16 protein-coding genes are annotated in these 22,436 nt (G+C 46.1%); 7 read left to right on the forward strand and 9 right to left on the reverse strand.

The genetic code is table 11. The features are described from left to right. Positions 1-53 precede the first annotated feature (53 nt). From H3S83_RS09225 to H3S83_RS09250, 6 genes are all read right to left on the reverse strand, one after another. Positions 54-494 (reverse strand): PRC-barrel domain-containing protein, encoded by a 441-nt coding sequence (locus H3S83_RS09225; protein WP_075868913.1) that lies wholly within the window; start codon positions 492-494, stop codon positions 54-56. Between the two features lie 685 nt (positions 495-1,179). Next, the gene (locus tag H3S83_RS09230; protein ID WP_075868915.1) at positions 1,180-1,728 is read right to left on the reverse strand and encodes an adenine phosphoribosyltransferase; all 549 of its coding nucleotides are present in this window, start codon (positions 1,726-1,728) and stop codon (positions 1,180-1,182) included. Positions 1,729-1,734: 6 nt separating this feature from the next. After that, entirely contained in the window at positions 1,735-2,577 is an 843-nt protein-coding gene (locus H3S83_RS09235) for a cytochrome c1 (RefSeq protein ID WP_198239491.1), read from the reverse strand. Further along, the gene (locus tag H3S83_RS09240) at positions 2,571-3,845 is read right to left on the reverse strand and encodes a cytochrome bc complex cytochrome b subunit (RefSeq protein ID WP_198239704.1); all 1,275 of its coding nucleotides are present in this window, start codon (positions 3,843-3,845) and stop codon (positions 2,571-2,573) included. Before H3S83_RS09240 ends, H3S83_RS09235 begins: the two co-directional genes overlap by 7 nt. A gap of 5 nt (positions 3,846-3,850) precedes the next feature. After that, positions 3,851-4,402 (reverse strand): ubiquinol-cytochrome c reductase iron-sulfur subunit, encoded by a 552-nt coding sequence (gene petA, locus H3S83_RS09245; protein ID WP_198239492.1) that lies wholly within the window; start codon positions 4,400-4,402, stop codon positions 3,851-3,853. Between the two features lie 605 nt (positions 4,403-5,007). Next, positions 5,008-6,846, reverse strand: a complete 1,839-nt coding sequence (locus H3S83_RS09250; RefSeq protein WP_198239493.1) for an ABC transporter ATP-binding protein — start codon at positions 6,844-6,846, stop codon at positions 5,008-5,010. Between the two features lie 628 nt (positions 6,847-7,474). On the opposite strand from H3S83_RS09250, the gene H3S83_RS09255 reads away from it, so the two are divergent. Together H3S83_RS09255 and hemF are read left to right on the forward strand one after the other, a co-directional pair. Continuing rightward, entirely contained in the window at positions 7,475-7,945 is a 471-nt protein-coding gene (locus H3S83_RS09255; RefSeq protein WP_198239705.1) for a tRNA (cytidine(34)-2'-O)-methyltransferase, read from the forward strand. A gap of 93 nt (positions 7,946-8,038) precedes the next feature. Beyond that, positions 8,039-8,953 (forward strand): oxygen-dependent coproporphyrinogen oxidase, encoded by a 915-nt coding sequence (gene hemF / locus H3S83_RS09260; RefSeq protein ID WP_077973600.1) that lies wholly within the window; start codon positions 8,039-8,041, stop codon positions 8,951-8,953. A 224-nt stretch (positions 8,954-9,177) separates the two neighbouring features. Here hemF and H3S83_RS09265 read toward each other — a convergent pair whose 3' ends face one another. Beyond that, positions 9,178-10,431: a CCA tRNA nucleotidyltransferase gene (locus tag H3S83_RS09265; protein ID WP_370541347.1), complete on the reverse strand. Its 1,254-nt coding sequence runs from the start codon at positions 10,429-10,431 to the stop codon at positions 9,178-9,180. Then, positions 10,428-11,063 (reverse strand): CoA pyrophosphatase, encoded by a 636-nt coding sequence (locus H3S83_RS09270; protein ID WP_198239495.1) that lies wholly within the window; start codon positions 11,061-11,063, stop codon positions 10,428-10,430. The genes H3S83_RS09265 and H3S83_RS09270 overlap by 4 nt, the downstream gene beginning before the upstream one ends. 173 nt (positions 11,064-11,236) lie before the next feature. Between H3S83_RS09270 and H3S83_RS09275 the strand changes: the two genes are divergently transcribed. From H3S83_RS09275 to H3S83_RS09290, 4 genes are read left to right on the forward strand one after another with little or no spacing between them, the layout of a single operon-like run. Further along, positions 11,237-12,319, forward strand: coding sequence for a MoxR family ATPase (locus H3S83_RS09275; protein ID WP_198239496.1), 1,083 nt, complete (start codon positions 11,237-11,239; stop codon positions 12,317-12,319). A gap of 29 nt (positions 12,320-12,348) precedes the next feature. Beyond that, complete coding sequence (locus H3S83_RS09280) at positions 12,349-13,254, forward strand: DUF58 domain-containing protein (RefSeq protein WP_198239497.1); 906 nt, start codon at positions 12,349-12,351, stop codon at positions 13,252-13,254. 3 nt (positions 13,255-13,257) lie between these two features. After that, on the forward strand, positions 13,258-16,092 hold the full coding sequence (locus tag H3S83_RS09285) for a DUF4159 domain-containing protein (RefSeq protein ID WP_198239498.1): 2,835 nt from the start codon (positions 13,258-13,260) through the stop codon (positions 16,090-16,092). After that, entirely contained in the window at positions 16,089-18,215 is a 2,127-nt protein-coding gene (locus H3S83_RS09290) for a glutamine amidotransferase (RefSeq protein ID WP_198239499.1), read from the forward strand. Before H3S83_RS09285 ends, H3S83_RS09290 begins: the two co-directional genes overlap by 4 nt. 743 nt (positions 18,216-18,958) lie before the next feature. Here the strand turns inward: H3S83_RS09290 and H3S83_RS09295 are convergent. After that, positions 18,959-19,477: a GNAT family N-acetyltransferase gene (locus H3S83_RS09295; RefSeq protein WP_370541371.1), complete on the reverse strand. Its 519-nt coding sequence runs from the start codon at positions 19,475-19,477 to the stop codon at positions 18,959-18,961. A 644-nt stretch (positions 19,478-20,121) separates the two neighbouring features. Here H3S83_RS09295 and H3S83_RS09300 point away from each other — a divergent pair. Next, positions 20,122-20,841 (forward strand): OmpW family protein, encoded by a 720-nt coding sequence (locus H3S83_RS09300; protein WP_370541348.1) that lies wholly within the window; start codon positions 20,122-20,124, stop codon positions 20,839-20,841. The last annotated feature ends 1,595 nt before the right edge of the window (positions 20,842-22,436 follow it).

Below are 22,436 nucleotides of genomic sequence, written 5' to 3' on the forward strand. Positions count from 1 at the left end.
AAATAACCTTTCGATGAAGATAGCGTTCTCGCCTATCGAACTGTTATTTGTAATCAGAGCTTCTTATGCTCTTCATATTTGAATTCAGGAGCAGCCATCAGGCTCTCTTTGGTAACGTTCACGACAACCTTCCATGCTCCGTTCTCGTGGCGCATGTAAATGCTTGTCGGGTCAACAACCACATAACGCTCGCCAACACCAAGAAAACCGCCGACGCCCACAACAATGCCCGCTACATTATTCTGGCGAATGATAATGTCCTTGATCTGGCCGATTGCCTGATCCTGCTTGTTCAATACTTTTGTATCAATCAAGCTCGAAGCAATAAAATCTGTTTCGGTCGGTGTGACATAACGAACAACGACATCACCATTCGGCAGCTTGACTTCCGAAGCCGGTTCTTTTGGTGCTTCGATTGTAATTTTTGGAGATTGTGCAAATGCAGTTCCAGCGAGTGTTGCTGCCAAAACAGTGATAAGTGCCAGTCTTTTCATTTAATACGCCTCATAATAATGTTAATTACTTAGGCAAAACGTATAAAAATTCGAATGGTTCCAATTTTTATTTAATTTTTCGATTTATTTTTCATTATAATAATTCTTTTAATGAGTATTTCATTGTATCTTCAAGTATATTTTATGGATTTATAATAATGTTCTACTCAAATTAAGTTTTAGTCTTTTTCTTGATTTATTTTTCCGTATCTTTGGATAATCCGTATCTTTGGATAATTTGTGTTTTAAAAAAACAAGCTCCGCAAACGTTTTCTGTTTTGAACGTTATCTCTTTTTAAGACCGTCCGGCTTGAAACGTCCGGTTCTCTCACCGTTTGATTTTTTTAAATCCCACCGGTAAACATTACAAAAAAGCTTCAAAGCGAAGCCAAAAACATATTGAATGTGCGGAGGGAATGAAAAACCGGCATTATTTGATTGCTCTATTGGATTTGATTGTTCTGTTGGTGACCGGCCGTTAGCCACCCACGAATAGAAATTCAAAACCGGTTGGGAAGAAAGAAAATCAAAACCAATCAGGCGTTTTAAAAAACGCCTGCTCTATCAACAACAATTTGCCTGAAAAGATTGAAACGAAAAACAGCTTTCGTTGAAAACATCTTTGGTTACTTTTAAACGCGCTGCTACATTTTAAAAGAGAACCACCTATTCAAGGCTTCAAGCTTCAATCGCCTTCATAAGAAACGAGTGTATGGACATCAACCCCCAATTGGCGAAGCTTGTCGGCGCCACCATGGTCGGGCAGATTGATGACAAAACAGGCAGCAACGATTTCCGCATCAATCTGGTGCAACAGCTCGGCTGCGGCAATGGCTGTTCCGCCGGTGGCGATAAGATCATCCACCAGAACCACGCGTTCACCCGGTTTCACCGCATCGCGGTGCATTTCCATTTCATCAATGCCATATTCAAGGCTATAGGCAATGCGCACCGTATCATAAGGTAATTTGCCTTTTTTCCTGATGGGCACGAAGCCTGCCGAAAGCTGGTGGGCAACAGCCCCGCCCAGAATGAAACCGCGGGCTTCCACACCGGCAATTTTATCGACTTTAAGTCCTATATAGGGGTAAACCAGCGCGTCAATGGTGCGCCGGAAAGCACCGGCATTGCCCATCAACGTTGTAATATCGCGGAATTTCACCCCCGGTTTCGGATAGTCCGAGATCGTGCGGATCGCTTTTTTCAGTGTTTCTTCAAGAGTTTCATTTGTCATCAATTTTCAATCCAATTCATTCCATATGCGTCTTTTCACGGCATAGGTCAGGCCGGCAAAAACTATCAAGAACAAGATGACACGAAAACCGGTCTTCTTGCGTGTTTCCATATGCGGATCGGCAGTCCACATCAAAAAGGCCGATACGTCACGGGCGTAATTTTCAGTTGTTTCTTCTGTACCATCATTATACGCCACCATGCCATCACTTAAAGGGGGCGGCATGGCAAGCGCATTTCCCGAATTGAAATAAGGGTTATACCAATTATTTTCCGCAACTTCTGCTCCCTCCGGCGGGTCGCTATAACCGGTGAGAAGTGCCGTGATATAATCAGGTCCTGCTTCGTTATAGTTGGTAAGAATATCGGCAATGAGGGCCGGAAACGGCGAAGACACTGCACGGGCTTTGGCCATGAGCGAAAGGTCGCCCGGATTGGCACCATTATTGGCAAATTTTGCCGCCTCGACATTTGGAAATGGTGAAGGAAAATAATCGGTCGGCAAACCTTTTCGAACAAACATTTCCCCTTCACTGTTCGGCCCGTCCTGAATGTCATAGGTTTTGGCAAAAGCTTTTATTTGTTCGTCACTATAGCCAAGTGCCTTGAGATCGCGAAAAGAAACATATTTCAAGGAATGGCAGGTCGAGCAAATCTCTTTATAAACCTTGAGGCCGCGCTGCAATTGCTGAAGATCGTAAGTGCCAAAGGGGCCGGAAAAGCTCCAGCTCTGTTTTTCGGGAAGCTTCAACGGGTAATGCGCCTCTCCACCCTCTTCAGCAAAAACAGCAAGAGGCACAAGGACAACGGCTAAAACACCAAGCCAAAGGAGAGTGAGTATTCTTACCATAGCCGCCACCCCCCTTTGGCCTTTGCTTCTTTTTTTGCGAGATCTTCGCTAATGGAAGAAGGAACAGGCAAAGTTTTTTCAAACTTCGGCAAGAACGGCATGATGACAAGGAAAAATACAAAATAATAAAGTGTGGCAATTTGCGACCAGAATACGCTACTTTCTGTAATGGGTGCTGCCCCCAAGGTACCAAGCGCCACCACATCGACAATGAAGAGCCAATAAAACAGTTTGAAAGCGGGACGATAGCGCGCAGAACGCACTTTCGAGCGGTCAAGCCATGGCACGAATAACCAGATCAACACCGCCGCCATCAATACTAGCACACCGCCGAATGTCGAGCTGATCGGCCCGAAATCGAATGTAATTGCGCGCAGCATCGCATAAAAGGGCAGAAAATACCATTCCGGCACAATATGCGGTGAGGTGGTCATGGTGTCACCGGCGATATAATTATCGGGGTGTCCCATATAATCGGGCATAAAGAACAAAAACCACGCAAAGAAAATCAGAAACACGCTGATTGCAAAAATATCTTTGATCGTCGCATAGGGTGTAAAAGGTACCGTTTCCGACGGAGACTGCACTTCCACACCTGTCGGGTTGTTCTGTCCGACATGGTGGACAGCCCAGATATGCAGACCTACAAGGAAAACCAGAATGAAAGGAAAAAGATAATGCAGAGAATAAAAGCGGTTGAGTGTCGGCTGGCCGACATTGAAACCGCCCAATAATGTTTCGTGAAGCCATGGGCCGATAACCGGAATAGCCTTGAAAAGGCCGGAAATGACCGAAGCTGCCGATGTCGACATCATGCCCCAGACGAGTGTATAGCCCAGAAATGCGGTTGCCATCATCACCAGATAGATCAGCACACCGATTATCCAGATGAGTTCGCGCGGTCGCTTGTGTGAACCATAATAAAGACCACGGGCAAGATGGATATAGGCTGCAATGAAAAAAAATGACGAGCCGACAGCATGCCATGGTTCGAAGAGCCAACCGAACTGGCCGTCGCGCATAAACCGTTCGCGCGCATCGAAAGCCAATGTCACATCGGGTATATAATGCATCGACATGACAATGCCGGTCAAAATCTGCGATACCAGCATCAGCGTGAGGATGCCGCCGAAGGTATAGAAATAATTGAGATTTCTCGGTACCGGAAACGATACACCAAGATTATAGAGAAAACGCAAAATCGGTAGCCTTGCGTCAAGCCAGCGTGTCAGAGCATATTTCGGATTATAGGATGAAGGTTTGGTCATCATATCTATCCGATCTGCAACAGGCTGTCAGACAAAAAACGGTAAGGCGGTATTTCAAGATTGCGATTGGCAGGGCCGGAACGCACCCTTCCGGCTGTGTCATAAACCGAGCCATGACAGGGACAGAACCAGCCGCCAAAAGCACCCGATTGCCCGAGCGGCACACAACCAAGATGTGTGCAGATATTGATGAGAACAAGCCATTGTTCGCGCCCCTCACCGGCCGAGCGGGCAAGATCGGTGGCGGGTTGGTGTCCTTCAAGATTGGGATTTGCCGCATCCTTATCCTTGAGCTTTTCCAAGTCGACATTTCGGGCATCGGCAATTTCTTTTTCGGTACGGTGGCGAATGACCACCGGCTGCCCGCGCCATTTGACCGTAACCGACATTCCCTCTTCAATGCCGGAAATATCAACCTCGATTGTGGCACTTGCCAGAACCTTTTGATCAGGCCGCAATTGGTCGATAAAAGGCCAGGCTACCGAACCGACGCCGAGCGCACCGGCAACGCCGGTTGCAAGAAAAAGAAAATCGCGTCGTGTCTTTTCGCTGCTCATTGTAAAAGGTTTTTAACCTGTCGGAAAAAGGTTGGTGCCTGTTGGTCAAACGTATGTTGTTTAACACACAGCACCAATTTGTCCACGCTTTAAAAATGATGATAACCGGAACGAGACTGTTTTTGCAACTTTCACGGCCAATTGCTGCACGATTATGAGGAACTTTTCTTCATTTGTTTCAAATAACGGCAGCTTGTTGTTTGTCACCCATAAAAACAGTGACAAGTTTTTAAAAATATGGGTTTTTAAAAATATGGAGCACGCATTAAAAACAAGCAGCATGTTTCGGCTTTCTTGTTTTTCATTGCTTTTGCAGCTCTCTTCACTATTTCCGGCAATGAAAAGGTTTTGTTAGAGCGGGTTTTTTTAAGGTGGAGTAAGCTTCCCCCCAAAAAGCCCATGCGGATAAGCTCAACCGAAAATACCATATAAAAAACGACATAAGAAGCGTAAATTTTAAATGCGTTTTGACAAAACTTCATTGACAAAACCGTAAGCAAAAAGCGAGATCTGCTCTCTTGCCACCCGCAACGAAAAGCTAGGTTTATTGCGGATGGCTAATTTCAGCGTGATTTAAGCCTTTTTGAAAAAGCCGATCTCATTTTTCAAGCCTCTTCATCAAGATCGAGATGGCCGCCAACCTGCCGGTTCCACAAATGGGCATAGATACCGTTTTTCAAAAGCAATTCTTCATGCGTGCCATCTTCGACAATTTTTCCCTTATCCATAACGATGAGGCGATCCATCTCCGCAATTGTCGACAAGCGGTGGGCAATAGCAAGAACAGTTTTTCCTTCCATCAGGCGGGCGAGATTTTCCTGAATAGCAGCTTCAACTTCCGAATCGAGTGCCGAGGTTGCCTCATCGAGAATAAGGATCGGCGCATCTTTGAGCATGACCCGCGAAATGGCGATGCGCTGGCGCTGGCCACCGGAAAGGCGCGCGCCCCGTTCGCCGACAAAGGCATCATATCCTGTCTTGCCATTCTGGTCGCGCAGACTGTCGATAAAATCGGCAGCTTCGGCATCCCGCACCGCTTCAAGCAATTCACGATTGCTGGCATCAGGGCGGCCATAGAGAATGTTGTCTTTAAGCGAACGGTGTAACAGCGAAGTATCCTGTGTCACCACGCCGATTGCCGCGCGCAAGCTTTCCTGTGTGACATCGGCGATATTTTGCCCGTCAATCAGGATAGCGCCCTCTTCGACATCGTGAAAACGCAAGAGAAGATTGACAAGTGTCGATTTACCGGCGCCAGAGCGCCCGACGACGCCGACCTTTTGCCCCGGCTCGATATGAAGGTTGAAATCTTTCAAGATTCCCTTGCCCTTGCCATAGTGGAAGCCGACATTTTGAAACCGGATGTCGCCTTTTTTGACGACAAGTTTTTTGGCATCTTTCTTGTCTTCGACGATTCTGTCCTGTGCAATGGAATGCATTCCATCTTCGACAATGCCGATATTTTCAAAAAGTGCGGCCATTTCCCACATAATCCATTGCGCCATGCCATTAAGCCGCAAGACAAGGCCGATGCTGACCGCAACAGCGCCGACAAGGATGGCATCCCTTTGCCATAGCCAGATGCCGAGCGCGCCCACAACAAACAATAAAATACAGTTCGACACATAAACGCTGATCGAAAATTTCGAGATGAGCCGCATCTGTTTGTAAACCGTGCCCTGAAAATGCTCGAACCCTTCACGTGCGAAGCTTTCCTCCCTTGCATGATGGGAAAACAGTTTGACGGTTGCAATATTGGTATAAGAATCAACAACCCGCCCTGTCATGAGAGAACGCGCATCGGCTTGCGCTTCGGAAGCATCGCGCAATTTCGGGATAAAATATTTGAGTAACCCGATATAGCTGATAATCCACAAGAGAAACGGTACCATCAACCGCCAGTCGGATGAGGCGGCAATCACCAGTGTGCCAAGGAAATAGACAATCACATAATTTAAAACATCAAAAAGCTTCATCACCGTTTCGCGCACAGACAAAGCTGTTTGCATGACCTTTGCCGATATGCGACCGGAAAATTCGTTCTGGAAAAAGCTCATGGATTGGCCAAGGAGATAACGATGCACAAGCCAGCGTATCCGCATCGGATAATTGCCAAGCAATGTCTGATGCATCACCATACTGTGCATAGTGACAAAAAATGGCAGGATGAGAACGACCAGCACACCGATGAGTGCAAGTTTTACGCCCTGCGTTTCAAAAAATGTTGCGCGCGAATTGGCATTGAGCCAGTCGACAATACTACCCAGAAACCCGAAAAGCGAAACTTCTGTCACCGCAATCAGAGCGGTAAAAATTGCCATGAAGATCAACCACGGCCAAACGCCTTCCGTATAATAAAGGCAGAAACCCAACAGATTTTGCGGTGGGCGTTTCAGCTCTTTTTCGGGAAAAGCGTTCAGTCTTCGTTCAAACCATCCAAACATGGTCGAGCTCCTTGTTTCTGCTTTATTTTAGCTGTCTCAAAATGGTGTTCGACCCCTGCCCGAACACAAAACCTGAACACACAACCTGTGGAACGATCCGGCCCCTTGGAACGACCCGATTGGCGAAGTGTTTCATGGCTTCAAGTGTTATACGTCTTTTTGTCACAAACCGGCGGATTTTTCAAAGCGGGAAACTTTTTTGCTCCCGACTTCTCCCGAGTTTTATTGACAGGAAAATTCCGCAAGCGGGTTTGATGACGACAATAAAACGGTTTTTGCGCCTCCTTGAAGATAAGTCAAAAATGCCCGCTTACAAGACGTTTCCCGCAACAAACAGGGCTTTCATTATTGCAAATGAAGATTGTGACAATGAATCAAGGGAAAAATAAAACGTTGATAAAGACGGACTTTATAAAGACAGGCAAATCAAAAAAGCCGGTGGCAGACTTTACGTGTTTCGGTAGCCTGAACAGAAAATTTGACCAGAAAATTCGAACAGAAAAGCATGTTTGCCAAAAAAGTACATTCCGGAAGAGAAAAACACGTTTGCCAAGAATTGTGAATTTCATGTGTTTCCTTGCTTTCCCTCCTCTTTACAATGGCGGGGTCAAAAGCCTATTCAACACGCATGACAGTTCGTATTGCACTTTTTCAGCCTGATATTGCCGGAAATACCGGTACGATTTTGCGTTTGGGCGCCTGTTTCGGTGTGCCTGTCGACATTATCGAACCGGCAGGTTTTGACCTTTCCGACCGCCATTTGAAACGCGCGGGCATGGATTATCTCGAAATTGCAACATTGAAGCGGCACATTGATTGGCAACATTTTCTGGCCGAACAGAAGGCTGAAAACCGCCGTCTTATCCTGTTTACCACCAAAACAGATGCGCCCTATACCGGCTTTTCTTTTGAAGACAATGATGTGCTTTTGTTCGGGCGGGAATCAGCAGGTGCTCCCGATTATGTCCATCAAGCTGTCGACGCTGAAGTGACCATCCCCATGGTCAAAATTGCGCGTTCTCTCAACCTTGCGGTCAGTGTCGCCATCGGCGTCAGCGAAGCGCTACGCCAGATCAACAAACAGACCTCATTCAATTAGTTGGCTAACTAATAATGAGTGGACAAAGCTGTTTTCAACCCTTATCTCTTTTCTAGAGTTATTCTAAACGATTTGACAGATTTAAGACGGATTATGACGAATAGAGACATTCCCGATGACATGCCTTCCGATCTCGAAGACAAGAAAAAGCGGGCTGAAGAGTGGTTCCAATCATTACGCGATAGAATTTGTAATTCACTTGAAAAACTGGAACGGGAACTGACAGGGCAATTTTCCAATTTTTCTGCCGGTTCATTTGTCAGAACCCCGTGGGAAAAACCCGGCGGCATGAATGGCGGCGGTGTTATGTCGGTCATGAAGGGACGCGTTTTTGAAAAAGCGGCTGTCCAGACATCGACTATTTATGGTGAATTTTCACCGGAATTCAGACGAGAAATTCCCGGAGCAGAAGATGATCCGCGCTTCTGGGCAAGTGGCATTTCGCTTATTGTGCATCCGCAAAGCCCGCATGTGCCGACCGTCCATTTCAACACCCGTATGATCGTTACAACCCGCCAATGGTTTGGCGGCGGTGCGGATTTGACACCGATGCTTGCCGAGCGGCGCACCCAGTCGGATGTTGATACTCAAACTTTTCATAAGGCGTTCCAATATGTCTGCGAACGCCACCCGACTGTTGCCGATTATCCGAAATTCAAGAGATGGTGCGACGACTATTTTTATTTGAAACACCGCAAAGAACCGCGTGGCGTAGGCGGCATATTTTACGACTGGCTCCATAGCAGCAAGGAAGCTGGCGGTTGGGAAGCCGATTTCAGCTTTACGCAGGATGTTGGCCGCGCTTTCGACATTGTTTACCCTTCGATTGTGCGTGAAAACTTCAATAAGCCATGGACAGAAAAACAAAGAAATGCCCAGCTTGTCCAGCGTGGCCGCTATGTTGAATTCAACCTTATTTACGACAGAGGCACTATTTTCGGACTCAAAACCGGCGGAAATATCAACAGTATTCTCTCTTCTCTTCCGCCGACCGTTAAATGGCTTTAGCCATTTAACCAAACAAAAACACTAAATGGCTTTAGCCATTTAATTAAATAAAAACACTAAATGGCTTTAGCCATTTAATTTGGCGAAAGCCCTGAAAACAGCTTTTACAGTTTTAAAAGATAAAAACCGGAATGGCGCCAAGGTTTTAAGAAAATGACAAGCTTGAAACGGCTTGTCATCTGTTACGCATGAAAGCAAGCAGGTGGCAAGGGCGCAATAGCCGGTTACGCCATTGCCATATCAAGGAGCGCATTCCGGTCCAATAAAAAGCCGCTTTCTACCCAGAGTTTTTCCAATGCTTTAAGTTTGTGACCGACTGCCGGCCCCTCGGTAATGCCGAGTGGAAAAAGATCCTTTCCGGTCAAGGGAAAAACCGGAACCTCATAAAGCTCGGCCAATTTTCTGAGCCGTGTATAATGGCTTGCTTCAACAAGCGCATTGTCATTGCTTAAAGCATGGGCCCGTGCTTTCGAAAGTGCCAATGTCAATTCGTCGAGAATGGCCTGTTTGCCGTGATGGTAGACAAGCTTTTTGATTTCGATATCGGAACAATCATATCTGATCGGGAACATACGGGCGAAATCCATCAACCGCGTTTTTTCCAACTTGGAAAAGCGCAAGCGCTCGGCCATTTTTTTCAACCGCACTTCATCACGCGGAACAATGGAAAAAAGCCGCAATAACGGGTCGGCCGGAAGCCTCAAAACATGTTCGGTTTCAACAAGCGGACGGAATGCATCAATCCCCCATTTTTCAGTTTCCGGCAGGATAATTCCTAAAATTCCGGCTTGCCGCATCCACAAAAGCGCCCGCGTCGGGTCGGGAGCGGAAAGCATTTTTTTAACTTCCGACCATATCCGTTCGGCCGATAATTGCAAAAGTCCGTCTTTAAGGCGAACACAGGCTTTGAGAGCCTCCGCATCCGGACGCCCTTTGCCAACCCACGCATAAAGACGAAAAAATCTTAAAATGCGCAAGTAATCCTCGCGAATACGCTCCTCGGCTGTACCGATAAAACGCAATGTCTCGGTTTCGATGTCGTCAAGGCCGTTGACATCATCATAAATTTTTCCCTCGGCATCAGCATAAATGGCATTGATTGTGAAATCGCGCCTTTGAGCATCGGTTTTCCAATCGCGACCGAAGACCACTTTTGCGCGACGACCGTCCGGTTCGATATCGGCTCGAAGGGCCGTCACCTCATAGGAGTGGCCCTTGACCACCACCGTGATTGTGCCGTGTTCATAGCCGGTTGGCACCGCTTTGAAGCCTTTTTCGCTTGTCCGTTTGATGATTTCGTCCGGCAAACAGGTTGTTGCAATATCAATATCGTTCACCGGATATCCTAAAAGCTGGTTGCGCACAGCACCGCCCACAACACGCGCTTCCTCGCCATTTTCCGAAAGACAATGAAGAAGTTGTTGCAGCCCCTCATCGTGAAGCCACAAGGCTTTTTTAGCGATATTAAGCGTAGTCACCGGGATAACCTTTCTGCGAGCGAACGAATCATAGCCGCCGTTGCCCCCCATATATAATAATTCTTATAGGAAATTGCATAAAAGCTCAGTTTTTCCGAGCCAAACGGCTTTGAAATGATTACATAATTTTTTGGGTCGAGCACAAAAGATAACGGAACGGTAAATATTTCATCAACCTCGTTATCGTTTTTGGTAAATTCTACGCCTTCATGAATAAGGCCGACCACCGGTCGAATCTCGAAACCTGTCGCGGTATAGTGGAATTGCAGCTCTCCCAATTTGGTGAAATCATCCGGTTTCAGTCCTATTTCCTCGTAAGCTTCCCGAATTGCTGTTTCCTCGTCACTTTTGTCATGCGTTTCCCTTTTTCCGCCCGGAAAAGCAATCTGTCCGGAATGTTTATGAAGTTTTGCCGTTCGCTTCGTTAAAACGAGATTGGGGAACCCCGACACTTCAATAATTCCGACAAGCACTGCCGAGCGCTGCCATGAAGGACGGTCTTTTTTTTGTCTTGATTTGAAAAGGGGCGAAGAAGAACCTTGCGAATCCTGACAATTTTTCGAAAAATTTATTGGCTCGCCAAACTTCTTTATAACATCGTCGATAAGTAAAGGGGCATTTGTTGCATTCAATTTTTTAGAACCTTTTTGGCAAATTGTTGCTCGAAACTCTTTACACGCTTCATTTCTGTTATTTTTCTGTTACAAGCCTTGAAATAGTCATTGTTCAGAGATGAAGGTGGTGACAAATTTTATCACCGTCAATTCCAAACGGTTATGCAAGAGAAAAGTTCTGGGGAAAAGCCATGCGAAGCGCTTCTAAAAAACCATCCGAGCCCAAAAAAACAACAACCGGCGCATCCACCCGCAAGTCGCCCAGTAAATCGGCTCCCGAAAAAGCAGCCAAAAATGACCCCGCTGAAATTATTGCCGATTTTGACACAATCAAAAAAACGTTCGACACTTTGCGCACGACAATCGACAAAGTTGTCTTTGGCCAAAGCAATGTGGTTGAAAACAGCATTATCACCATTCTATCCGGCGGACATGCACTGCTTGTCGGCGTTCCGGGACTTGCCAAAACCCGCCTTGTCGAAACATTGGGAACAGTTCTCGGGCTTAACCAAAAACGCATCCAGTTCACCCCCGATTTGATGCCGTCCGATATTATCGGTTCGGAAGTTATGGATACCGACAAAAACGGCAAGCGCGCTTTCCGCTACATCAAAGGACCGGTTTTTACCCAGCTTCTGATGGCTGACGAAATCAACCGTGCCTCGCCCAGAACCCAATCGGCACTTTTGCAGGCGATGCAGGAATACCATGTCACTGTTGCCGGCGAAGAATATGATTTGCCGAGTCCTTTTCATGTGCTTGCAACGCAAAACCCGCTTGAACAGGAAGGGACATACCCGCTTCCGGAGGCCCAGCTTGACCGCTTTCTCATGCAAATCAATGTCGATTATCCGGATGTTGACACCGAACGGCGTATTATTATTGAGACAACAGGAAATAAGGAAGAAACCATAAAACCGGTTCTCGACGGGGAAAAACTCAAGGCCATTCAGGAAATGGTGCGCCAAATGCCGATTTCCGAAAAAGTCGTCGATGCCATTTTAAAACTGGTGCGCTCTGCCCGTCCCGATGCCGACAACGAGCATGCCAAAAAACATATTGCCTGGGGGCCGGGACCGCGTGCTTCGCAAGCGCTCTCCTTATGTACAAGAGCACGTGCTCTCTATCAGGGGCGGCTTGCACCCTCGGTTGATGATGTCAAAGCTTTGGCAGTTCCCGTTTTACAGCACCGCATGGCATTAAACTTCACAGCCCGAGCAGACGGGATTACGATTTTTGAAGTCATCAATCATCTTGTCGACAAGATTGACTAACCGGAAAAGAGAGACGGCGAAAACAGATAATGGCGATTGCTCGTGACATAGTTGCAGAAACACCGAATGACCTTGCGGCGAAAGCGCGCATCCAGTCGGCCAAATTGCCTGACCTTCTTGTCGAAGCGCGGCATATTGCCAATACACTTGTCAGTGGTTTTCACGGCCGTCGCAAACGCGGAACCGGCGACAATTTCTGGCAATTCCGTCCCTATGTGGAAGGCGAGCCGGTTTCGCGTATTGATTGGCGCCGCTCTGCTCGCGATGACCATATCTATCTTCGTGATCGTGAATGGGCTGCGGCCCAGACTGTCTGGATACTCCCCGACCAATCGGCATCCATGCACTATCAATCGCGGTTTTCCCCTATTGCCAAAGATAGCTATGCCATGCTCATGGCGCTCACACTTTGTGACTTGTTTGCCCGTTCGGGAGAGCGTGTTGCTGTACCGGGGCTTATGGCACCAACAAGTTCACGCAATGCCGCCGAAGAAATGGCTTTGAATTTTAGAGCTCTTAAAGAGCCTTATGAATATGGTCATTTTCTGGATATAAATCACCATTCCCATATGATTATATTGAGTGATTTTCTTGATGATCCGGAAGAAATCCGCAAAAAATTTGCGTCCCTGACAAGCGCCAATGTTACTCAACATTTTGTTGAAATTTGTGACCCTGCAGAGGAACGTTTTCCCTATCATGGACGGGTGGAATTTTTTGATCCGGAAACCCGTCAACATTATCTTGCCGGACGCTCCGAAACATTTCACGATGCTTATCTGCGCCTTTATCAAGCACGCCGCCAAAGCCTTACGGATTTTGCCAAAATTTCCGGTTCAAGCTACCATATCGCGCCGACAGACAAGAAAATGAGTACAGTTATACTGGCACTTGCCTCAATGGTCGGTCAGGCGTCTGGCTACAGGAGAGGATGAGTTATGGGGTTTGCTGCACCTTTTCTCCTGTTTTTTCTGATTGCGCTACCGGCTATCTGGTGGCTTTTGCATGTCACGCCACCTGCTCCGACACGTGAAATTTTCCCGCCTTTGCGGCTTTTGTTGAAAATTGCCAATCATGAGGAAACGCCGAACCGGACACCATGGTGGTTGCTGCTTTTGCGCCTTCTTATGGTCGCACTGGTCATTTTCGCTTTGGCTGACCCGATTTGGCGCCCTGCCACAACCGTGTTGTCAGGCAATGCTCCCCTTGCTCTTGTCATTGATAATGGCTGGGCTTCGGTTCATGACTGGGACAAGCGGATTGATATTGCGCTTGATCTCGTCAATCAGGCAGAAAAGGCGAAGAAAACAATCTATATTGCGGCAACAGCCGACAATGACAATCAGGACATCCGTGCATTAAACAGTAACGAGGCAGAAAAGCTCGTTCATACAATGCGCCCGCTTTCTTTGCCCACGCATCGCCGTTCTGTCATTCATAAACTGGCGGCTGCGCTGAAAGGCGAAAAAGCCGATATTGTCTATCTGTCCGACGGCTTGCAAATGGTCGAAGATGATGAAGCCTTCAGCCCGCTCATGAACCTCGCCGATCGCGATATTCTGGTTTATGATCGCGATATATCCGATCTTGTTGGCATCACTTCAACCAAAAACGATAATGGTGCACTTGCCGTTGATCTTATCCGTGCCAAAGGAGACGGTGAAAAAATTCTGTCTCTGGGAGCCTATGATGGTGAGGGACGGATGATTGCCGAAACCGAAACACGTTTCGAAGACGGGGAAACCTCTACCGTATCGGCTTTCAATTTACCCATTCAAATGAAGAATGATATTGCGGCTGTCAAAGTAAACGGCCAGCATGACGTTGCAGCCACATGTCTTTCGGACGCAAGAAATCATATTTATCGGGTGGGGTTGGTTTCGCCTTCTGCGCGCGAATTGGCTGAACCCCTGCTTTCCCCCTTCTATTATATTGAAAAGGCCCTTTATGGCCGGGCCGATGTTTTAACCACAAAAGGTCAGTCATTCGAACAGGCAATTGAAACATTGATAAGCTTCGGTCATCCTTCGACGATCATTCTGGATGATGTCGTCAATATGCCCGAGGTTTCACAGCAACAACTCAACCATTTTGTCGAACAGGGTGGTACGCTTATCCGCTTTGCCGGCCCCAATCTTGCCAGTAACGATAACGAAGACATACTTCTACCGGTTAAATTGCGTCACGGGGAACGCCAATTAGGCGGCGTCATGTCTTGGGCAACACCGCAAAAACTTGCGCCTTTACCGAAAACAGGCATTTTTTCCGATCTTGCCTATCCGGAAGATGTCACTGTTTCACGGCAAATTCTTGCCGAGCCGAGCCCCGAACTTTTTGATCATACATGGTTAAGCCTTGCTGATGGTACACCGCTTGTTACTGCGCGGGCACGTGGTAAAGGCATGTTGGTCTTCATCCACACCTCGGCCGGTCCGACATGGTCAACCTTGCCGCTTTCAGGTTTTTTTGTCGAGATGATGCAAAAACTGGTTGAAACAGGAGAGCTCGCACAAAATGTACAATTCCTCTCCAAGGGCAAGGAAAATATTGTTCGCGAACCATGGCAGGTTATCGATAGTGATGGCTCTCTCGTTCCTGCTCCTTCGACAGTTGCACCACTCAGCTTGAATGAAAAAACCGAAGCTCTTCCTTCGTTTAATCATCCACCAGGATTTTATGGCCAGAAAAATAATCTTTATGCGGTTAATCTCCTTGATAAAGAAGACAGTTTTGCACCTTTAAATAGCGAAATTTTTTCCGGTAAAGTTCATCTCATGGACTATTCGGGCGATGTTGAAAAGCATCTGGGCGGGCTTTTTCTGGCATTTGCCATCATGCTTTTTGCACTTGATACATTTATCACGCTTTATTCCGGCGGATTATTCAGCAGTCAAAAGCGGTTTTTCCGGAAAACCTCATTTTTAATGTTGGGCTTATGTTTTACCGGTGCCTTCATTCTCGGGCAAATGGGCACATCAAACTCTGCTTTTGGCGAAAAACTTTCCGCAAATGACGCCGCAATGGTGCAATCGGCAGGGAAAACCCGTTTGGCTTATGTAATAACCGGCCTTGATGATATTGACGATACGAGCAAAAACGGGCTTGAAGCCTTGAGCCAATTTTTGCTGACCCGCACCACAATCGACCCCGGTCCGGTCGCGGGACTTGATCTCGAGCAAGACGAACTCGCCTTTTATCCTTGGATCTATTGGCCGATCGACGCAAAATCGCCGATGCCTTCCAAAGCCGCGATTGACAAAATCAGCGCTTATATGAGTGAAGGCGGGACTGTTCTTTTCGACACCCGTGACCAGATTGAAACGGGTATGGATTTGAATGGTAAAACCACCGCCAATAACCAGCGCTTGCGCGATATTCTCTCCGGCCTCAATATTCCTGCACTCGAAGAGGTGCCGCCTGACCATGTGATTGCACGATCATTTTACATTATGCCCGATTTTCCCGGCCGTTACAGGGGCTCGCCATTGTGGATTTTATCATCGGCTCTGGGCGGCAATGACAAGCGCCCGATCCATGCAGGCGATGGTGTAAGCTCTATTCTTATCACCGCCAATGATTTTGCCGGTGCATGGGCGCATGATGGCAAAGGTTCATGGAAATATCCCCTTGTTCCCGATGATGATATGCAACGGGTCTGGGCTTTTCGTGGTGGTCTCAATATTGTTATGTATATTCTCACCGGAAATTACAAAGCCGATCAGGTACACGTACCGGCACTTCTTGAACGTTTGGGGCAGGAGAAATCACGATGAAGCAGTCTCTTGCATTCGAACCTCTTCTTTCCTGGCCAATCAGCCTGACTTTGATCGGCCTTGCATTTTTGTTGGTTGCTGCCGCACTTATTCTGCGTAAAAGAGGTGCGGCTTTACGGGCTTGTGCTTTGGCAGCCCTGTCACTTGCCCTTCTCAACCCTGTTATGATCGAGGAACAAACAGAGCCGCTAAAAAGCATTGTCGGTATTGTTTTAGACAAAAGCCAGAGCCAGAATTTCGGTACCCGTTCAAAAGACAGTCAGGATGCGATAGCCGCATTAAAAACCGAGCTTTCCAAACATCCCGAATTCGAACCCCGTTTCATTGATGCCAAAGCCGTATCCAATTCGAATAATGGCAGCGAAACAAAATTATTCACACCCTTGAATGAAGCCATTTCCGATGTTCCGCCTGCCCGTTATGCCGGCACAATTCTGGTGACAGACGGTCAGGTTCATGATGTCGATCTGGCCTCTTCCAATACAGCCGGAGAAAAACCTGTCAATACATTGCTGACCGGTGAACCGGACGAATATGACCGTCAAATAAAATTTGTTGATCCGCCACGTTTCGGAATTACCAACAAGCCTTTTAAAATACGGTTTGAAATAGCTGACAAAGGCAAAGTACCCGCTTCTGCCGATAAAGCGCTTGTTGACCTCAAGGTCAACGGTCATGTTGTCTATCATGAGAGCGAAGAGACAAATCGGGAAATCGAAACGGAAATCACCCTTCCCCATGCGGGTAAAAACATTATCGAAGTGACAACCTCTCCTCTTGATGGGGAGTTGACCGCTGTCAATAACACTGCTGTCACCATTATCGAGGGTATACGTGAAAATTTGCGCGTTCTCCTCGTATCAGGCGAACCGCACAACGGGGAACGGACGTGGCGTGACCTTTTGAAAAGCGATCCCGGTATCGACCTTGTCCACTTTACAATTCTTCGCCCTCCCGAGAAAGCCGACAATACACCGCTCAGCCAGCTTTCACTGATTGTCTTTCCGACGACCGATCTTTTCGTCAACAAGATTAACGACTTTGATCTCGTCATTTTCGATCGCTATCAGCACTATAATGTATTGCCATTGATCTATTACGACTATGTAGCGCAATATGTGAAGAATGGTGGTGCATTATTGATGGCAACGGGGCCTGAATTTGCTGGTGAAAATACACTTGCTGAAACACCCCTTATAAGTGTTCTGCCGGCTTTGCCAAGTGGTGAGGTCATTGAAAAACCTTTCACGCCGTCAATTACCAAAGCCGGAATGCGCCACCCTGTGACCCGTGGGTTGACCCATGTGACGGAAAAAGATGAAGAAAATACAAAGCGGGAAACGGTAGCGGGAAATTGGGGAAAATGGCTCCGTCAGATAGCTGTTCAGGATACCTCGAATAGCACTGTCGTCATGAATGGCGCTGATAACCGCCCACTTATGTTGTTATCCCATATGGATAAAGGCCGCGTTGGTATGTTGCTTTCTGACGAAGGCTGGCTATGGGCGCGCGGTTTTGAAGGTGGTGGCCCCTATGCGGCTCTCTATCGCCGCATGGCCCATTGGCTCATGAAAGAACCGGAGCTTGAAGAAGAAGCATTGACCGCCTCCGGTGAAGGTAATCGTCTTACCATTCGCCGCCAGACCATGGCTGATCAACCCGACATTGCCACTGTTCATTTTCCGTCAGGGAAAACAAGCGATGTCACTTTGCAAAAACAGGAACCGGGTGTCTTTGAAGCGAGTCTCGATACCGACGAAATCGGCCTTTTTAAAGTAACGAACGGGGATAAGGAAGCTCTCACACATATCGGCCCCATCAATTCGCCCGAATATGCGGAATTGATTTCGACGGATGAGAAACTTCGCCCGCTTGCCAATAAAACAGGCGGAGCAATTATCCGCTTGCATCAAAAGCAGGGTGATAAAATCGGGCTACCTTCGATCGACGTTCAAAAAGGGCAAAACAGTGATAGCGTCAAAAACCGGAACCACATTGTCCTTAACGAAGCTACTGAAACAAGACTGGTCAACACATTTGCCCTTCCTCTTTTCAATGGTGTTCTGGCACTTGTCGTTTCACTCTTTCTACTCGCGAGCCTTTGGTATAGAGAAGGTCGTTAAATTAAAAAACGACCTTCCGTGACTTGCCTTATGATAAGTTTTTACACGTCAGACGCTTACTTGTTGATTGATAAATATCAATCGTATTGTTTATAAATATTGCCTGATTGTTCGATCAATTTGTTTACGATACCGATTTTCTGTAACTCTGCCCAATCCGGTAAAGTGAAAACGATTGCAGTTTCTCGATAAAATTTGAAAACCGCAAAATCACGGCAAAGGTGTTCCGAAGAAAAAGTCCGGCCTTATAACAGGAAAACAGAGAGACCAGAATGTTCCTCGCCAATAGACCACAATAGGTCCCGATAGCTCCTAATGGCGCACTCGCCCCCGTATAAAAGAAATTTTTAAACTGTATTTTTTCTTTGCTTGTTTCAGACGCTTTGCTGCGCCGGAGGCAAAAACTCGACAGAAATGCTGGGAGATGCAATTCTCACAACCGCAAGTTAAAGGCATTTGTCAAAAAACTTTTCGAAACCTGCATTGGTTCATTCAATCGAATAGGCAATGATAATTTATCGGAAATCAATGACAATTTGTCCGATATAAAATGCCTGTCCAATATAAAATGATTGAAAATCCGGAAGTCGCCCGCCTCTCTTCAATCATATGAAAATACGACACAAGCATATAAAAAATGACTGTTCAGGTAAGCTGAATGCAATCGGTTAATTGCCTGTCGGGGATCAAGCGAAAAACAACGGGGTGCCGAACCATTCCACCCCGATTTTTCAAATATTAAATCAAGCTTGCTTTTTTGCCTGATTTTTGTTGAGAACAAGACCTTTTGCTTCCTCCATTGCTCCCTCGGACAGTTCCAATGCCAAGAGCCGTTCCGGATTAACCGGCGCAGGCATTATTATTTTCCCGTAAGCTACTTTAAAAAATCCGAAACGGCGATAATAAGGTTCATCTCCGACAAGAAGAATAAAGGAAACATGCTTTTCTTTTGCCTGCTCTATTGCGTGCCGCATTAACAAGCTTCCAAGTCCAAGACTTTTTGTCTTGGGCGATATAACAATCGGCCCGAGGAGATAGCCATTGGCATTGCCCACGACAATCGGCGTCATGCGGACTGTACCGACAAGATTGCCATCCAATAAAAGAACAAAAGAAAGACTTTTGTCGTGGCCGCCTTTTTCGCGAATAAGATGAGCGGCACGCGTAAAACGGGCGGGACCAAAAGCCTCTCTGTTCAACTCTTCGATGAATTTTTCATGTTCCGATGTCTCTGCCATTATGGTGACATCGCTTTTCGACAATTCAGGAGCTTTTGCGTCGTCAGAATGAGACAACAATTCTTTTGCAGCAGAATTTTTTTCCATGAGATGACCCGAAAGAAAAATAAGACAAACAAAATCAACGGTTAAAAATACCAAAACTCCGGCAGTTCATCGTCGTTGATTTGCATAACACATGTTCGTCTACTTTTCCGATGGGCATTCTTATGAATGGCTGTGAATGGCGCTTCTCTTGACCCGAGCTTTCGAGCCTCTGGCCATTGTCAAAAAAGTTCGAAACAATCTTCGATCCCTTTTCAACATTGAAATAGTTAGCGAGAAAAAAACATGAAATCAATCTCATTTATAGGCATCTATATTTCGGATTGACAGTTTTGTCGCTTATAGAAAATTCCAACCGGCAATTTTAACAGGAATTACATGAGATATTCGATTGTAACAATAACAAGATTGTCTAGAAATGATTCGATCTTAGTTAATGATGAGTTAATATTTCCAGTTGGATTCATTGATATTTTTCCACAGCCCCGAATTTTTGTTGCAATAATGATACAGTGGGCCTTCAAACAAGGCGATAAAGCGGCAAAAAGGCGATTGTTTGATTCAAATCAATGGATATTTCCGCTTAAATAGGTTTGAACAGATACAAATTACAGTTGTGAAACATGCACCGCTTTTTAGGAGACATAGATATGAAGAAATTGATCGGTAGCAGTATCGTTGCCATCGCAGCAGCACTCAGCTTCTCAGGTTCAGCTTCGGCTGCCGATGTTCAGAGTGCCAAGCCTGTTGTTCAGGAAGCCCAGAGCCCATGGCAGATCCGCGTTCGCGCTCTCGGCGTTGTACCGCGTGACAAAGGCCATGTTAATGGTGTTCCTGGTTCGGAATTGAACTTCTCGAGCACAGTTATCCCTGAACTCGACATCACCTACTACTTCACCAACAACATCGCTGCCGAATTGATTTTGGGTACAACCTATTCGTCAATAGATGGCCGTGGTTCAATCGGTAGCATCGGTAAAGTTGGTAAAACATGGATTTTGCCTCCGACCCTTACTCTTCAATACCACTTCACCAATTTCGGTGCATTCAAGCCATATATCGGTGGTGGTGTTAACTACACAATCTTCTACAACGAAGACGGCAACGACGCTGGTCGTAACAGCGGCAGACGCATCACCGGCCTCGACATCGACAACACATGGGGTGGCGCTGTTCAAGTTGGTTTCGACTACATGCTCGACCAACACTGGGGCTTCAACATGGACGTGAAGAAACTTTACCTTCGTCCAGACTTTGACGCCAAGCTCAATGGCACGAAGATCAGTGGTAAAGCCGATCTTGATCCTTGGCTGATCGGCGCTGGTGTAACCTATCGCTTCTAACAAAGGCGGGGGCTTGATAAAGTAAATTGAGGGGGCTTGGTTTACTTTTCACAAAAAAGGACGCTATTGAGCGTCCTTTTTTTGTGCCTGCTTTATTTTTGATCACGCTTTCCGAAAAATCGACCTCTGTGACGAAACCGATCGCTGTGGAACAATCAACCTCAGTGGCGAAATCGACCTCCGTGGAGAAATCGTTCTCTTCTGCGAAATCGGCGACAATTTCCGACTAACTTTTCTCTTAAACGTTACAAAAAAGCTGCTTTGCCAAAGGGAGACGTTTTATTTGCAAGCTTTGGCAAGCTTCACTTTGTTCGATAAAATTTCCCGTTGAAAATCTCGGTATCCGCTTTTTTGGAAATCGGGAAATTGGAATGGCTGATATTTCATGGAGGGCGTTTAGAACAGCTTTCACTGAAAACTATTTCCTCCGTCAACAAACAATCTCCGCTTAATTGCCCTCCCCCTGAAGACACAGCAATTACGCTTCCGGTTAAATAGAATAAGTACATTTTTCTTGGGAAAGAATTCAATTTTTCCGTAAAAAATGTGCAACCGGCTTTTTCCTGAATGCGTTATTTTTTAAAAAATGCCGGTTATTTAATAGAACTGTTCGCTCTATTGCCGATGTCATGCTCTTCCCCAAATAATTTATGCGTTTTTCCGAGAAACAAGTTTGTCCATTCATCAACAAGCTGATGAATTTTGTTGATACTGCTTTTTATTGGCTGGTTTTTAATGAGCTGGATTTTTTTATAAGCAGACTTTTTTAATAGGCTGGCTTTTTTATACGTTGCTTTTTATCAGGCTTGCTCTTTCGCTAGCATATCCTATTATCGTCGTTCATTCTCATCTCTTCTGCCAAATCAGTAATGCATTTATTTACACAAATGTATTTTACCTCATCTTTCCGGTTATCGCATCAATTTGGCCTTCAAGGAAGTTGATCATGCTCCGGTTCAAAAATTCAAATGAAAACGCACAATATTGCAATGCATTATCAAAGCCTAAAGGGCATTTTTAATCTTTTGAAGGACGGTATCCCTTTTAACAGTGAATATCTATTGACGTGGAGTTAAATCGCCGCGCCATTAAACACGACGATAAAATGAACCGTCTTTCGCCAAAAAATTCAGTGACCAAAACCTGAACCGGCCACAGCCTTTATAAAACAAGTCTATTTTCGATAAAATTTTTTGTCTGCAAAACCGGATGTCTTTCGCCATGCCGGTTTTTCGACATGATTATGAAAATTGATATAATTGTTTACAAAACCTTCGAGGCTCTTTCAAAAGTGTTGAAAGTTTCCCCATTCCCACTGCCGCCGTTAAGTTCAAAAACCGGTTGTTTCAAAAATAAAATCCGGTTCAATTTCGTTTGTTCTCCTCTTTTGAAAGGCAATGGGACTGGCTCGCTTAGCTTTCCGGAAAAGCGCTTATGGTTTCGAACACAGAAAGTCGAGAGCTTAAAAAAGTTCAGGGCTTTACGGTTTCATCAATCGCATTGAAACTGGTTTCCCCATTTTTATTGCCGCCCGATATGTTCAAAAACCGGTTGTTTTTAAAAAACTCAAATCCGGTTGCAGTTTGGTATTTTGT

The sequence above is a fragment of the Bartonella sp. W8122 genome (assembly GCF_016102485.1).
In the GTDB taxonomy this organism is placed as follows: domain Bacteria; phylum Pseudomonadota; class Alphaproteobacteria; order Rhizobiales; family Rhizobiaceae; genus Bartonella; species Bartonella apihabitans.

Coding starts and splice junctions, on each gene's coding strand:
- H3S83_RS09225 (WP_075868913.1), bottom strand. CDS start 494: ATGAAAAGACTGGCACTTATCACTGTTTTGGCAGCAACACTCGCTGGA.
- H3S83_RS09230 (WP_075868915.1), bottom strand. CDS start 1,728: ATGACAAATGAAACTCTTGAAGAAACACTGAAAAAAGCGATCCGCACG.
- H3S83_RS09235 (WP_198239491.1), bottom strand. CDS start 2,577: ATGGTAAGAATACTCACTCTCCTTTGGCTTGGTGTTTTAGCCGTTGTC.
- H3S83_RS09240 (WP_198239704.1), bottom strand. CDS start 3,845: ATGACCAAACCTTCATCCTATAATCCGAAATATGCTCTGACACGCTGG.
- petA (WP_198239492.1), bottom strand. CDS start 4,402: ATGAGCAGCGAAAAGACACGACGCGATTTTCTTTTTCTTGCAACCGGC.
- H3S83_RS09250 (WP_198239493.1), bottom strand. CDS start 6,846: ATGTTTGGATGGTTTGAACGAAGACTGAACGCTTTTCCCGAAAAAGAG.
- H3S83_RS09255 (WP_198239705.1), top strand. CDS start 7,475: ATGACAGTTCGTATTGCACTTTTTCAGCCTGATATTGCCGGAAATACC.
- hemF (WP_077973600.1), top strand. CDS start 8,039: ATGACGAATAGAGACATTCCCGATGACATGCCTTCCGATCTCGAAGAC.
- H3S83_RS09275 (WP_198239496.1), top strand. CDS start 11,237: ATGCGAAGCGCTTCTAAAAAACCATCCGAGCCCAAAAAAACAACAACC.
- H3S83_RS09280 (WP_198239497.1), top strand. CDS start 12,349: ATGGCGATTGCTCGTGACATAGTTGCAGAAACACCGAATGACCTTGCG.
- H3S83_RS09285 (WP_198239498.1), top strand. CDS start 13,258: ATGGGGTTTGCTGCACCTTTTCTCCTGTTTTTTCTGATTGCGCTACCG.
- H3S83_RS09290 (WP_198239499.1), top strand. CDS start 16,089: ATGAAGCAGTCTCTTGCATTCGAACCTCTTCTTTCCTGGCCAATCAGC.
- H3S83_RS09300 (WP_370541348.1), top strand. CDS start 20,122: ATGCACCGCTTTTTAGGAGACATAGATATGAAGAAATTGATCGGTAGC.